We start from the raw sequence: 15067 nt of genomic DNA on the forward strand, positions 1-15067 counted from the left end.
ATCACGATTGAATCGTCGCTGGAGCCAGCCTAGGGAAATTGAGCGTTCCGAAATTGCAGTGGTTACACCATGCTACTAATTATATATCTCCTCAACTGCATAAATTGCATTGAGCGTTTTAGCTATTTCATTTTCTGCTAGAGGAGAAGAGTTTAACCGTTGCAGGTTATACGCTAACCAATCTAAACAGTATCCTTTATATCCAGCGATTATTTCAAATGGGAAGGAAACACTTTCTTGTTGGCTATTAGAATAGCCTTCAATTACGGAATTAAATTTATCGGTATGAATGTTACCCGAAGTAACCTCGCTCCAATTTAAGGCCACGATAAATAAATCTAATTTTGGATTAATGAGGCCAGCATATTCCCAATCAAGCAAGATAGGATGATCCCTCGCCTGCCATACAACATTTTTCGGATCAAAATCTCGATGACTCAACACCAGCTCATGGTTTAAATTTGTTTGTACCGACCTTGCTTGTTCACTCCACTGCGTTAAATTCACTAAAGCAGCATTTAATTTTTCGATGATCGGTGAAGAAATTCCACAGTAAGGCCGTAGTAAGGTTTGCCACTCATTTTTTTTATGACCAATCCAGTGTGGCAGCGGAAAATGCGAATTCAGTTTTTCTAACCTGGATCCCGCGAACAAGTCGCGGGACGACGGTGGAGAGGAGTCTGGAGCCGAAACAAGGGACGACGGTGCAGAGGAGTCTGGAGCCGAAACAAGGCATGACAAGGGGGCGAAGTCAGGAAGTAGCGAGGCGTCTATTTGAACCTTCCTTAAGCATTGCCCTACCAAGCGTGTCATAGAAGGGGTGATCTCGCTGGATTGCAAAACTTCCCCCTTAATCCATGGCATAACAAGATACGTGTTTAGCCCAAGATTTAGCGTGAAATGGTGATTATGTTTTAATGCCACAACTGTTGGTATTGATCTTTGGAACATGTATTGGGTGATTTGTTGTGTTTGCTCGGGCGTCAAAAGAGTGTGTTGCAGATTTTTTAAGACATTATTTTCCATGCATTTAATAGCATATTCACCGCGCTCTGTTCGCACGTAATATAATTGATGTAATAACCCGCCCGGGACTCGTTCGATGTTATTTAAAGGCTGACCTAAATTATATACCTTGCAGATTTCAGCGATGTGATCGGCTAAAGTGTTCACCGCTTCGCTCGAAAAAAATCCTGCAAAACAAGTAGGCACTCCGGCGCCATCAAACCGCCTTGCCATGCAACTTGATGATTACTTTTCATCGACAATAACTGAATTTGACTTTCAATCGCGCCCGCTTTTAGATCATGCGCACCAAACACTAAGCGTTTGATTCGAGCATGAATTAAGGAACCTGCACACATGACACAAGGCTCGAGCGTCACATAAAGGGTTGTATCATTAAGTCGATAATTTCCCACATTTTTTGCAGCATCGCGTAAAGCAATTATCTCCGCATGGGCGGTGGGATCTTTCAACGTAATCGGTTGATTATATCCCTCACCGATAACTTCATTATTGAGTACCACCACCGCGCCAACAGGCACTTCATTTTGATTAGCGGCCTTTTTTGCAAGATCTAATGCATATTGCAACCAGCGCTGATCAATGTCGTTTACTTGCATTATTCCCACTCAATCGTGGCAGGGGGTTTTCCAGAAATATCATAGACAACTCGTGAAATACCGGGCACTTCATTGATCACTCGATTAGAAATTTTTGAGAGGAGGCTATAGGGTAATTCCGCCCAATGTGCAGTCATAAAATCAATAGTTTCAACGGCTCGAAGCGCAATCACATAATCGTATTTTCGTGCGTCACCCATGACACCGACTGACTTGATGGGAAGAAAAACACAGAACGCTTGGCTCACTTTGTCATAGTAATCATTGTGACGTAATTCATTGATAAAGATTGCGTCTGCGGCGCGAACAATATCTACATACTCCGGTTTCACTTCACCTAAAATTCTTACTGCCAAACCGGGACCAGGAAACGGATGGCGATAAATCATTTCATAAGGTAACCCTAATTCGACACCTAACTTCCTAACCTCATCTTTAAACAGTTCGCGTAGGGGTTCGAGCAACTTGAGATTCATGGTTTCGGGTAAGCCACCCACATTGTGGTGGGATTTAATCACGTGCGCTTTTCCCGTTTTTGAGCCTGCTGATTCAATAACATCCGGATAAATAGTGCCTTGCGCTAACCAGCGTGCATTTGGAAGTTTATTCGCCTCTTGCTCAAATATTTTAATAAATTCATGCCCGATGACTTTACGTTTTTCCTCGGGATCAGAAATCCCTTGCAGCGCATTAAAAAAAAGCGTTTTTGCATCGACGTGGATAACGCGCACACCTAAATGTTTTTTGAAGGTTATAATGACTTGTTCTGATTCTTGATAGCGTAATAAACCCGTATCGACAAACACACAAGTGAGCTGCTGACCGATCGCTTGATGCAATAGTGCAGCGACTACGGATGAATCCACTCCGCCGGACAATCCGAGTACTACCTCATCATTTCCCACTTGACGACGTATGCGGTCTACACTGTCATTGATAATATTCTCTGAATTCCAAAGGGGCTGACAGCCACAAATATCCAATATAAATCGAGAAATAATCCGATTTCCTTGACGGGTATGGGTGACTTCAGGGTGAAATTGTACTCCATAAAAGTTTCTCTCTTCATCGCCCATACCGGCTAATGGCGCATTGGAAGTACTAGCAATACAGCGAAAACCTTGTGGTAAGGTTATTACTCTATCGCCATGGCTCATCCAGACGTCAAGTAAAGGATGTCCTGTTGCGGATATTTTATCTTCGATGTTGGCGAGCAGCTTATTTGGCTCCTGTACTTCAACCTCAGCATAACCAAATTCTCGGTGAGTGGATTCTTCAACCTCGCCCCCTAGTTGGGCCGCCATCGTCTGCATTCCATAACAAATACCTAAAACGGGACATCCCATTTCAAATACTAGTTGGGGTGCTCGGGGAGTATCGCTGCCTAAAACGGTTTCTGGCCCACCGGATAAAATTATCCCGTTTGGCGCAAACGACTCGATTTCTTCTGCAGGCATATCGAAGGCACGAATTTCGCAGTAAACACCAATTTCACGCACCCGACGTGCAATGAGTTGTGTATATTGGGAGCCAAAATCTAAAATTAAAATACGCTGATCATGAATATCAATAGACATTGGGAACCCTTAAATAATATAAAAGTGGAAATAGCCTTCTAATCTATCCAATAATTAGGCGCTTCTTTCGTGATAATAACATCATGCACATGACTTTCCCGCATGCCCGCATTGGTCACTCTGACAAATTGCGGTTTAGTTCGCATTTCTTCGATAGTTGCGCAGCCCGTATATCCCATTCCAGAGCGGATGCCCCCCATGAGTTGATGAACAACTGCCACTAAGGTGCCTTTATAGGGGACTCTTCCCTCAATGCCTTCAGGCACTAATTTTTCACTATCCGTTAAATTTTCTTCAGGCACAAAGTAGCGATCATGTGAACCATGCCGTGCTGACATTGCCCCAACAGAACCCATGCCACGATATTCTTTATAGGAACGTCCCTGGTAAAGGACTACTTCACCTGGGGCTTCTTCGGTGCCGGCAAATAGACTTCCAATCATTATTGCCCAGGCACCTGCTGCGATTGCTTTACAAATATCGCCCGAAAATCGGATGCCGCCATCAGAGATGACGGGTAAACCCGATCCTTTTAAAGCTTCGGCAACATTCGATATTGCTGTCACTTGGGGAATTCCGACTCCCGCCACGATGCGGGTGGTGCAGATTGAACCAGGCCCAATACCCACTTTTACCCCATCAACCCCTGCTTCTTTTAATGCGAGGGCGGCTTGTGCGGTGGCAATGTTGCCACCGATGAGCTGTACGTCGGGAAAATGTTTTTTGACCCACTTAATTCTGTCTATTACCCCTTGAGAATGCCCATGGGCTGTATCCACAATGAGTAAATCAACGCCTGCACCCACTAAGGCTGCAACACGATCTTCGGTTTCTGCCCCCGTTCCCACTGCAGCGCCTACGCGCAATTGGCCAGAATCATCCTTGCACGCATCAGGTTTTTCTTTGGCTTTTAGAATATCCTTGACCGTTATCATTCCTCTTAAATGGAATTGATCATTAATAACGAGTATTTTTTCAATACGGTGTTTATGTAATAGGTGGGTAATTTCTTCTTTAGACGTGCCTTCGCGTACGGTTACCAATCTCTCTTTGGGAGTCATTAGGTTTGAAACCGGTTGGTTTAGATGCGTCTCGAACCGAACATCTCTATTCGTGATAATACCGACTAATTCTTCACCTTCAACAACCGGCATACCCGAAAATTTATAATGCTGTGAAAGCTTTAGCAGTTCTTGAACCGTTGTTTGAGGAGAAACAGTGACAGGATCATTAATAACACCACTTTCAAACTTTTTAACCATTTTGACCTGATTCACCTGATCTTCAATACTCATATTCTTGTGTAGGATACCAATGCCACCCTCCTGCGCTAATGCTATAGCAAGGTTAGCTTCAGTAACGGTATCCATAGGCGCTGATATTAAAGGAATATTAAGTGTAATACCCCGCGTTAATTGGGTAGCGAGTGAAGCATTCTTGGGCAGGACAGTAGAATGGGCAGGCATTAATAAAACATCATCAAACGTAAGGGCTTCTTGAAAAACGCGCATAAATTGTACCTTTGATCTTACTTAAAATAACCGAATATTATACAATCTCTTGATAAAAAAAGTCCAATATCCCCTGTAAAATTCCGCTCAAAGGAAAGCCATGCCAGATTCGCTCACTGAGAAAAAAATACTGACCGTTACCGAACTCAACCGAACAGTCAAACGATTACTGGAAACTCATTTCCATGTCTTATGGATTGAGGGTGAAATTTCAAATCTTTCGAGGCCCACTTCAGGCCATCTTTACTTCTCTCTTAAAGATGAACAGGCACAAGTAAGATGCGCCCTGTTTCGTCTGCGCAATGTTACATTACCGTTTGAACCACAAAATGGTATGCACATCTTAGCCGCTGCAAAGATTAGTCTTTATGAAGGCCGAGGTGATTACCAACTTATTATTGAGCATCTCGAGGAACGTGGAGAAGGCGCATTAAGACGACGCTTTGAGGTGTTAAAAAATAAGCTAGCTTCCGAAGGATTGTTCGATAGCATTTATAAAAAAAGCTTACCCCTGCATCCAAAATGTATTGGCGTGGTCACCTCTCCTACGGGCGCTGCCATACGCGATGTTATTAGTGTCTTAAAAAGAAGATTCGCTAATATTCCTGTTGTAATCTATCCCGCAAGTGTTCAGGGCGAGCAAGCCGCAGCACAAATTACTAACGCTATTGCCCTCGCCAACCAACGAAATGAATGTGATGTTCTCATTATCTGTCGTGGTGGCGGCTCATTAGAAGATCTTTTTGCGTTTAATGACGAAGTGGTGGCTAGAGCTATTTTTAATAGCAAACTGCCTACCGTAACCGGGATCGGCCACGAGGTGGATTTCACAATCGCAGATTTTGTAGCGGATCAACGTGCGCCCACTCCCTCAGCAGCAGCAGAATTTTTGAGTCCTGAGAAAAAAGAATATGCTCAGCGTCTATTAGAGTTTATAGCAAGGATTTCTCACCTCACTCGCTCAGAGCTAAGACACAAAAGATTACATTTAGAAAATTTTCAGCGGCGATTTTTACAGCCGGGCGCTCTATTACAACAGCATAGTCAAACCATCGATTTATTAGAGCAGACGTTGAAAAAAACACTTGCTCAGCAATTAGAAAATAAGAGTCGTCTACTAAAAATAGCGTTATTGAAGCTCAACCACCTTAGCCCCACCCGACGCTTAAAGGAGCATAAATTAGCTCTACAAAATAAGACACAAATACTAATGCGCTCGATTTCGCACACACTTTCGTCTGCAACATTAAATCTTCAAGCAGCGGTTCGATTACTAAATAGCGTCAGCCCTCTTAATACCTTAGAGCGCGGCTACAGCATTGTTTCTAAAAATAATCACATAGTAGGAGATATAGCTAAAATAAAGCCGGCGGATAAGCTTACCATTGAAATTAAGTCAGGGTTTATATTCTGTAATGTAGAAGAAACCAAAATTAAAGAGGCAAAAAGCAGGGATAATGAGGGGACTAAATCATCCCTCTCGCAATAAGATTGCGAAAGGGAGACGATTTATAAGGATAGACTAATTAAGTTCAGAATCATGATGAGATGACATCTCATTATGGTGATTTAATTGTTGTCCTTCCATTCCTCTTGAACCAGATTGCTTGCTAGGACGACCACGACGTTTAGCATTTGCTCTAGCACTGGTTGTCTTTGTAGACTTAGTTGTTCTTTGTGCCTTTGAACTCTTACTACTCATCGCTTTTTTGCTATTTTTTGCAGCTTTTGTTGCGCTTGCTGATTTCACAGACTTAGTCGTTTTAGCAGATTTAGCGGTTGATTTAGCACTCTTACTTTTTGCTTTGGTACCACTTTTTTTAGCAGGTTTTGCTTTAGTACCTTTTGACCGATAATCTTTCTCAAAAGACATTTCAGCAGAATGTAATGCTTTTTTACGAGCAGCAGCTTTCTTTGCGAATTCTGAAACACCCGATTGATAGCCTTCACCTCGAGCAGACTCTAATCGAACCATCATTTCCTTATTAAAAGCCTTGTGTTTTTTCTCCCAGTTTTTTTCAGAAGCAATTGATTTCTTATCAGCTGCTTTCAATTTATTTCTGAGAACCATAATTTCTTTTTGTAATTTCTTCACTTCAGTTTTTGAGCCATTTGTTTTTGCCATATAAATCTCCTATAAAAATAATAAAAATGTGCGATACCTAGTAAAACGCATTATTATTCTGATTCAATCATTTAGTCAATAAATTATTTAGAAGATGCAAAGGGATACACTGTGAATTAGTGCCTTTTACCTTTCACATATTTTAGCATGCGTTGCTTTTTCTGCTGCTGACGAGGAGTGAGAATATTCTTTTTATCTTTAAAAGGATTGTCACCACTTTTTAATTCAAGGCGAAGTGGCGTACCCACCAGCTTCAAACGTTTTCGAAAAAACTTAATTAAATAGCGAGAATAATCGAGTGGCAGCGCTTCTGTCTGATTGCCATGAATAACAATAATGGGAGGATTCGAGCCGCCCGCATGAGCATAACGTAATTTAATTCTGCGACCATGGACGAGTGGAGGTTGATGTTGTTTTATAGCATGCTCTAAAATTCGCGTTAAAAGTGGGGTGGAAAGTTTTTTGGTTGCAGCCGCATACGCCTCATCAATGGATTTAAATAAATCACCCACACCCGTTCCATGAAGGGCAGAAATAAAATGCATGCGCGCAAATGACACAAATTCAAGCCGTCTATTTATTTCACTTTTTACGCTATTACGGTCCTCAATTGACATTCTATCCCACTTATTAACAGCGACCACCAGCGCTTTACCGGCATCAATAATGAAATCTAGTAAGCGTAAATCTTGATCTGAAAGACCCTCTCTTGCATTGAGAACAAAAACTACTACATTTGCCGCTTCAATTGTTTGTAATGTTTTTATGACAGAGAATTTTTCAACCTCTTCTGTAATTCGGGTTCTTCTTCGCACGCCCGCCGTGTCGATAAGCACATAAGATTTATCGTATCGGTCAAAAGGGATGAAAATACTATCGCGCGTCGTGCCAGGCTCATCATAAACTAACACACGGTCTTCCCCGAGGATGCGATTGATCAAGGTGGATTTACCGACATTAGGGCGACCAATAACAGCTATTTTTATTGCATTGGAATAAGCGAGATCTTCGGAGGCGGGTTCTTGCACCTGGAAAGTAGCGAGAACTTCACCCAGCAATTTTTTTATACCTCGGTTATGCGCACTGGCTATTGCATTTACCTTGTCAAAACCCAATTGAAAGAAATCTGACTTTGCAATTTCTTCATCCATGCCTTCTGATTTATTCGCTACCAGAAAAATGGGTTTTGCGGTATGCCGTAGTGTTTCAGCTATTTTTTGATCGTTAGGCGTCAACCCTTTCTTTGCATCTACCACAAACAAAATTGCATCCGCTTCAGAAATTGCCTGCGAGGTTTGTTGTGTCATCAGTTGATACATTTCTGAATCGACGTCAGATTCAATACCGCCTGTATCAATTACAATATAACGTTTCGACTCGCATTCGCCTTCCCCATATTTTCTATCACGGGTTACACCTGGGAGATCCGCTACCAAAGCATCGCGACTCTTGGTCAAGCAATTGAACAAGGTAGATTTACCCACATTGGGGCGACCGATTATGGCTATTACAGGTATCATCTTATGAAGTTGATTTGAGGTGGTTGTATTTCATTAGAAGAAATTCACGATTAGAAGCATCTTTGCGCAATGAATTTAATGCATTTTGATAGGCGCCTAAGGCACCTTTAATATCACCTTTCGCTGCCAAGAGATCCCCTTTTACTTCGTTGATGAGCGGCAAATAGGTTTCTGAAGAGGGATTATTAAGCAACTGCAATCCTTCATCATATTTCTGCATTGCGATCATTAATCTTGCTTTGCGGATTTTTGCAATTTGTTTGAAATCGGCATTTTTAGAGTTAGCGATAATCCAATCGAATTTTTCGGAAGCGCCTTCCAAATTATTTGCGTTTATTGCATTCTGCGCTGATACAAAAGAGGCTAATGAAGCATAAGGGGTACGAGGATGGTTGGTAAGCAAATTGGTTACCTCATATTCTGCTGCGCTTATATCTTGATGTGATTCTTGGTTAAGCATCTGCTCATAAATAACCGAGGCATTTGCCGAATCTTGTAACTTATTATTCTGCCAAAAGCGCCAGCCTGCACTTATGATGAGTGCTGCCGCCACAGATAAAATGGTGAATCTACCATTTTCTCGCCACCAAGTTTTTATCATCTCAATTTGTTCTTTATCAGAAACATAGATATTCATGTTTGACCTCTTGTATGCTTTGCGTGATCAGACGCTTAATTGCACATAACGGGGATATCAATCAACTAGTGCCTTTAACAGACATTGATGTAGTTCGTCTTCTGGCAATGTACACTGGGGACGATCCTCGCGCAAATATTTAAGTGAGACAGTATGGTTCTGAATCTCATCTTGACCGAAAATCAAGGCTAATTTAGCGCCGCTTTTATCAGCACGTCGAAATTGGTTTTTAAAGCTGCCCGCTGAATAATCACAGGCGATTCTAATTTCCGGAAAAAGAGTATGTAATTTTTCAGAGACGCTAAGCCCCCGATCAAATGCTTCTTGACCCACCATAATTATATATACTTGAGGAGAAGCATCAGGACTATAAACAGACTCCAAAAGAGTCGCTACTCGTTCAAGGCCCATTGCAAAACCAACCGCTGGAGTCGACTTGCCTCCTAAATGCTCGACTAGCCCATCATATCTACCACCTGCGCAAACGGTTCCTTGAGCACCGAGACGATCAGTTACCCACTCATAAACCGTCATATTATAGTAGTCCAGCCCTCGCACAATACGCGGGTTAACTTCGTAATCGATGCCAGATTTATCTAGGTATCTTCTAAGATTATCGAAATGCGCTTTGGAATTATCATCCAAATAATCCAACATGCGGGGAGCTCCCGTTAGCATAAGTTGCATGTCCGGATTTTTACTATCTAAAATACGCAATGGGTTTGATGTTAAACGACGTCTTGAGTCCTCATCTAACGTGTCAATATTTTCTGAAAAGAATTCTATAAGCTTTTCGCGGTATTTTTCTCGAGAACTGCTCGAACCGAGTGTATTAATTTGTAACTTAATTTGATCTTTTAATCCGAGGCTTTGCCATATTCGAGATGTCATTAAAATTTGTTCAACATCGACGATGGCTTCCGCCATTCCAAATGCTTCGATACCAAATTGAAAAAATTGTCTAAAGCGTCCAAGTTGCGGCCTTTCATATCGAAACATGGGGCCCAAGTACCAAAGCCGTTGTTGCTGATTGTGGAACAAACCATTTTGAATGCCGGCTCTAACACAGCCTGCCGTACCTTCAGGACGTAACGATAAACTGTCTCCATTGCGATCATCAAAAGTATACATTTCTTTTTCGATGATATCGGTAACTTCGCCAATAGTTCGCTTGAAGAGAGCTGTTTGTTCTAACAAGGGAAAACGTATCTCTGAATAACAATAGGCACTTGCAATTTGACGTAGTGTTTCTTCTAAATAACACCAATAACTTGTTTGCGAAGGGAGAATGTCATTCATTCCCCGCACTGCTTGGATAGAATTAGCCATTGGGTTCCTCTATTTTGTCCCCGATGGCATTGTTAGCCATCATGTAATTCGGTTCAGTCAGATTATTATCAGTTAATTTAATTGATAAAGAATTGTCGCTTTTCCACCACAGCGTGACCAACACCACCAAAATTGAAATAATACTATAGGTTATCCATTGAATGAATTTATCGCTGGCCTTCACTTGTTTATGGCTATAAAAAGGTTTCCAGCTCTTATTATCTACCGCATTTTCTGCAGCAAAATGCATGGTTTGCACTATGTCAATTTCAGAAACCGATAATAACTTCGCATATAAACGCAAATAACCTTTCAAATAAGTTGGTCGTATCTTTTCAAAATTACCGTTTTCAATATCATCTATCAGCGCTTTTTTTAAATACAATTGGCTCGCCACATCATCGAGAGACAATAATTTTTGCTCACGTATTTTCTTGAGATGATTGCCAATGCAGGGAATGATATCCATGTTTTCCATTAGGTGTAATGCGCTCCCTTCGAAATATCTAATTTTAGAGGGGAATTATAGCGAAGGTTATTGAGTATGCAAAAGGATTATTGTCCCTAGTACGAAGTAAATGACAGAAATATCAATTAACTAGTTCTATATCGATAGTTCGTTTTGAAGAGAGGGTTTGCTGCCACTTTTCGCTGCGTCTAGTTTTATCTTGCACTTGACCAACGAGCTGTCCGCAAGCCGCATCGATATCATCCCCTCTTGTCTTACGTATAGTGGTATTAATACCCGCACCGGCCAGTATTTTTTGAAAATGTAAGATAGTCTCTTTTTTTGACCGACGATAGTCGGTGTTAGGAAAAGGATTAAAAGGGATCAGATTCATTTTGCAAGGAACATTGCGCAACAATCGCACTAATTGTTTTGCATGCATTTCAGTATCATTAATGTTTTCTAGCATTACGTACTCAAAAGTCACGACACGCCTTGGTTCATCTTCATAATAGTTGCGACACATTTCCATCAGCTGGTCTAAGGGATATTTTTTATTAATTGGAACTAGCTCATTGCGTAATTCATCATTCGGCGCATGTAAGGAAACCGCAAGCGCCACATTCGTTAGGGCTTTCAAACGTTCCATTTGAGGTATTAATCCAGAAGTACTTACTGTTACACGATACTTAGACAAATTATAAGCAAGGTCATCTTGCATCAATTCCATAGCATCAATGACATTGTCAAAATTCAACAGAGGTTCACCCATACCCATCATAACAACATTGGTAATCACTCGGTCTTTAGTCGTCTTATCTTGAGAGAGCATGCGATAGGCAATCCATAATTGTCCAATAATTTCAGCAACGGAGAGATTTCGGCTAAATCCCTGTTTACCTGTTGAACAAAAACTGCAATTTAGAGCACAGCCAACTTGGGATGATATACAGAGCGTGCCACGATTTTTTTCGGGAATAAAAACAGTTTCGATACAATTACCATCAAATAAACGGATCAACCATTTATGAGTACCGTCCGAAGAAGCTTGATCCCACACTACCTCTGGCAAAGTTATCGTGGTGCACTCTGCCAATTTTTGACGCAAAGATTTACTTAAATTGGTCATGCCCTCAAAATCGTCAAGACCCATCTGGTGAATCCATTTGATAATCTGCGCGGAACGAAAGGGTTTCTCCCCCATTTGGAGCAGAAACTCTTCCATTTTTTTGCGTGACAGATCAAGCAGATTGACTTTAGCCACTACAAATTTCATCCGACTTAAAAAAGAAAGCAATTTCTTGCTGCGCATTTTCTTGGCTGTCTGAGCCGTGCACTGTATTTTCATCAATAGATTTCGCAAGATCGCGTCGAATAGTCCCTGGTTCCGCTTGTTTAGGATCAGTGGCACCCATAAGTTCGCGATTACGGTTGACAGCATCTTCACCTTCAAGCACTTGAATCATCACAGGACCAGAAATCATAAACTTAACGAGATCATTATAAAATGGACGTTCTTTATGAACAGCATAAAACGCTTCAGCTTCATTTTGATCGAGATGCTTCATTTTAGCGGCAACAATTCTCAAACCGTCTTTTTCAAAGCGACGATAAATTTCACCAATTAGATTATTAGAAACGCCATCGGGTTTAATGATAGATAGTGTTCTTTCTATAGCCATATTTCTCTCTCTATTTATTTAGTTTACTTAATAGATTCGCGATTATAAGTAGGTTCCGAATAATTGCAAAGCAATTCGCATTTTCTGCTGGTTTTGCTGTTCAAATGCTGGGTAGCAAAGGCGTAACCACTATGCTGTGTGCTTGTAGTAAGCACGAGTAAATACAAGGCCTGCTATTTTTTATTCTGTTTAGAATAATCTGAAATAGCCGCTTTTAATGCATCCTGCGCTATTATGGCACAATGTATTTTAAGTTCAGGAATTTCCAGGGCACGCATTAAAGCACCACTATCCAGTTCTCCCGCCTCTGCAATAGTTTTATAAGTGACCCATTCCGTGAGATATGAACAAGTAGCTATAAGCGGCGCCGTTCCATAGGCTTTAAATTTTGCACCCATAATTTTGTCTTGAAGGATTTTCAATTGCAAATGAACGACGGCACCGTTCTCATAACTACCGACTGCTGCCCTCGCCACGTTTTGCTCATCAGGGGCAAACACCCCGACATTTTTAGGATGATTAAAATGCGCTAAAATTGCCTCGCTATATCTCATAATTCCCCAATCGGTGAAATTTCACGAAGATGGGTGACTACTTTGCGCACCTGGTAAATCGCCAAATCGATTTCTTCTTCTGTTGTATATCTACCGAGACTGAATCGAATCGTACTATTTGCTAACTCATCACGAATTCCCATTGCTCGCAAAACATAGGAGGGCTCTATGGTCGCTGAATTACAAGCAGCGCCCGAGGAGATAGCGAGATCACACAACCCTACGAGTAGCGATTCCCCTTCAACAAAATCAAAACTAGCACTTAAATTTCCAGGTATTCGCGCTTCATAATCACCATTCAGATAAACATGACCTAAGCTGTTAATGCCTTGCCAAAGTCTGTCACGAAGCGCTCGAATTCTAATAGCTTCAGTCTGCATTTCCTTACTAGCAATCTCACAAGCCTCCCCCATCCCCACAATCTGATGCGTTGGCAAGGTGCCAGATCGAAGCGATGATTCATGCCCGCCCCCGTGTATTAAAGGTTGTAAACGTACGCGAGGTTTTCGTCTCACGTACAAGGCGCCCATGCCTTTAGGGCCATAAATTTTGTGGGCCGAAAATGACATTAAATCTATCGCTAGATCTTGCAGGTTAATAGGGATTTTGCCTAAGCTTTGAGCTGCATCAACATGAAAAATAATTCCCTGAGATTGCGTAATTTCACTCATTGCTTTTAGATTCTGAATAACACCCATTTCATTGTTAACATGCATGATAGAAAGCAAAATAGTATCGGGTCGAATCGCCGCTTTTACTTGTTCGGGATGAATGATCCCATTTCGGTCTGGAGATAAATAAGTAATTTCAAATTTTTGTTCTTCTAGATATTTTATCGAATCTAATACCGATTTATGTTCGATCGCACTGGTAATGATGTGCCGACCTTTTCTTTGATAAAAAAATGCCGCGCCTTTTAGCGCTAAGTTATTTGATTCTGTAGCTCCCGACGTCCAGATAATTTCTTGCTCGCTTGCCTTAACGAGATTAGCGACCTGTGAGCGCGCTCCTTCCACCCATTCTTTCGCTTCCCATCCAAAGAGGTGGGAAGTAGACGCAGGATTACCAAAAACACCCTCTTTATCTAAACACATCACCATTTTTGCAACGACGCGATTATCTACAGGCGTCGTCGCCATATAATCAAGATAAATCGGTTTTCTCATGAATTCCCCAGCAAAAAAGCACTTATTTTAACAAAAATGAGTTACTCAGTCGAATTATGAAGTTATAAAATTCAGACAATGGCAAAGCAGTTAAACTTTAGTCACCTTATCGATGGTTGATAAAATCCCACGTAAAATATTCATCTCATTCTTTTCCAGAGAGGCACGATTGAACAATCGCTTTAATTTTCGCATCATTTGTCTAGGATTACTGGGGTTTAAGAATTGAATATTAATTAGCATGCTCTCTAAATGGCCATAAAATTTTTCCATATCCTCCGCATTTACCAGAGGTTCGCTGGGTTTGATGGGCAAATCGAATGCACTAATGCCAAGGTTCAGCTCGTAAGCAATAATCTGTACTGCAGCTGCAAGATTGAGCGAGGGAAAGTTAAGATTACAGGGTATAGTCAGATGATAATGACACATAGAAAGTTCATCATTAGTTAAACCCATACGTTCCTGACCAAATATAATTGCTACGGTGCTGCCTTTACCAAGGTGTTCAACCGTTTTTTCAGCACATTCCCGAGGAGTAATTAAGGGAATCGTTAGAGAACGGCTCCTGGAGCTAGTCCCACAAATGAGATTGCAATCCGAAACAGCTTCTTGTAATGAAGAAACCACCCTTGCATTCTCTAATAAATCTTCAGCGCCCGAGGAACGTGCCGTGGCTTCTGAATGAGGGTATTTTAAAGGATTAACCAGCCAAAGATCGTTAAAGCCCATATTTTTTATGGCTCTTGCACTGGCTCCAATATTTCCTGGATGTGTGGTATTAACTAATACAAAACGAATTTTTTTACTATCAAACATATGTGTCAACCCTAGGCAGAGCCTCATTGTATCACTAGTAACTACTTGCCCCTAGAAGCGGCCTAGCCAACTAATCA

At 41.4% G+C, this 15067-nt stretch carries 15 protein-coding genes; 1 reads left to right on the forward strand and 14 read right to left on the reverse strand.

The window, feature by feature from the left end:
- Positions 1-75: 75 nt before the first annotated feature.
- Genes H0U71_07605 through guaB form a run of 4 tightly spaced genes read right to left on the reverse strand, consistent with a single transcriptional unit; the run spans position 76 to position 4713 of the window.
- Positions 76-1239 carry an aminoglycoside phosphotransferase family protein gene (locus tag H0U71_07605; protein MBA2654910.1) on the reverse strand — a complete coding sequence of 388 codons (1164 nt, stop codon included), beginning with the start codon at positions 1237-1239 and terminating at the stop codon, positions 76-78.
- The gene (tadA, locus tag H0U71_07610; protein ID MBA2654911.1) at positions 1170-1625 is read right to left on the reverse strand and encodes a tRNA adenosine(34) deaminase TadA; all 456 of its coding nucleotides are present in this window, start codon (positions 1623-1625) and stop codon (positions 1170-1172) included. Before tadA ends, H0U71_07605 begins: the two co-directional genes overlap by 70 nt.
- Positions 1625-3202 (reverse strand): glutamine-hydrolyzing GMP synthase, encoded by a 1578-nt coding sequence (gene guaA / locus H0U71_07615; GenBank protein ID MBA2654912.1) that lies wholly within the window; start codon positions 3200-3202, stop codon positions 1625-1627. The genes tadA and guaA overlap by 1 nt, the downstream gene beginning before the upstream one ends.
- A gap of 38 nt (positions 3203-3240) precedes the next feature.
- Positions 3241-4713, reverse strand: a complete 1473-nt coding sequence (guaB, locus tag H0U71_07620) for an IMP dehydrogenase (protein MBA2654913.1) — start codon at positions 4711-4713, stop codon at positions 3241-3243.
- A gap of 100 nt (positions 4714-4813) precedes the next feature.
- Here guaB and H0U71_07625 point away from each other — a divergent pair, with 100 nt between their 5' ends.
- Positions 4814-6202 carry an exodeoxyribonuclease VII large subunit gene (locus H0U71_07625; protein MBA2654914.1) on the forward strand — a complete coding sequence of 463 codons (1389 nt, stop codon included), beginning with the start codon at positions 4814-4816 and terminating at the stop codon, positions 6200-6202.
- A 33-nt stretch (positions 6203-6235) separates the two neighbouring features.
- On the opposite strand, the gene H0U71_07630 is transcribed toward H0U71_07625, so the two are convergent.
- From H0U71_07630 to H0U71_07675, 10 genes are all read right to left on the reverse strand, one after another.
- Positions 6236-6838: a hypothetical protein gene (locus H0U71_07630; GenBank protein ID MBA2654915.1), complete on the reverse strand. Its 603-nt coding sequence runs from the start codon at positions 6836-6838 to the stop codon at positions 6236-6238.
- Positions 6839-6954: 116 nt separating this feature from the next.
- Positions 6955-8358: a ribosome biogenesis GTPase Der gene (gene der, locus H0U71_07635; protein ID MBA2654916.1), complete on the reverse strand. Its 1404-nt coding sequence runs from the start codon at positions 8356-8358 to the stop codon at positions 6955-6957.
- Between the two features lies 1 nt (position 8359).
- Positions 8360-8995: a tetratricopeptide repeat protein gene (locus H0U71_07640; protein ID MBA2654917.1), complete on the reverse strand. Its 636-nt coding sequence runs from the start codon at positions 8993-8995 to the stop codon at positions 8360-8362.
- A gap of 57 nt (positions 8996-9052) precedes the next feature.
- Complete coding sequence (gene hisS, locus H0U71_07645; GenBank protein MBA2654918.1) at positions 9053-10324, reverse strand: histidine--tRNA ligase; 1272 nt, start codon at positions 10322-10324, stop codon at positions 9053-9055.
- A complete protein-coding gene (locus tag H0U71_07650) occupies positions 10317-10802 on the reverse strand; it encodes a helix-turn-helix domain-containing protein (GenBank protein MBA2654919.1) in 486 nt (161 codons plus the stop codon). Before H0U71_07650 ends, hisS begins: the two co-directional genes overlap by 8 nt.
- Positions 10803-10914: 112 nt before the next feature.
- A complete protein-coding gene (gene rlmN / locus H0U71_07655; protein MBA2654920.1) occupies positions 10915-12048 on the reverse strand; it encodes a 23S rRNA (adenine(2503)-C(2))-methyltransferase RlmN in 1134 nt (377 codons plus the stop codon).
- Entirely contained in the window at positions 12029-12454 is a 426-nt protein-coding gene (gene ndk, locus H0U71_07660) for a nucleoside-diphosphate kinase (protein ID MBA2654921.1), read from the reverse strand. Before ndk ends, rlmN begins: the two co-directional genes overlap by 20 nt.
- Before the next feature lie 173 nt (positions 12455-12627).
- Positions 12628-13008, reverse strand: coding sequence for an iron-sulfur cluster assembly scaffold protein (locus H0U71_07665; protein ID MBA2654922.1), 381 nt, complete (start codon positions 13006-13008; stop codon positions 12628-12630).
- Complete coding sequence (locus H0U71_07670; protein MBA2654923.1) at positions 13005-14174, reverse strand: IscS subfamily cysteine desulfurase; 1170 nt, start codon at positions 14172-14174, stop codon at positions 13005-13007. The genes H0U71_07665 and H0U71_07670 overlap by 4 nt, the downstream gene beginning before the upstream one ends.
- Positions 14175-14264: 90 nt before the next feature.
- On the reverse strand, positions 14265-14990 hold the full coding sequence (locus H0U71_07675) for an RNA methyltransferase (GenBank protein ID MBA2654924.1): 726 nt from the start codon (positions 14988-14990) through the stop codon (positions 14265-14267).
- Between the last annotated feature and the right edge of the window lie 77 nt (positions 14991-15067).

The organism is Gammaproteobacteria bacterium (assembly GCA_013697705.1).
Classification (GTDB): domain Bacteria; phylum Pseudomonadota; class Gammaproteobacteria; order UBA6002; family UBA6002; genus UBA6002.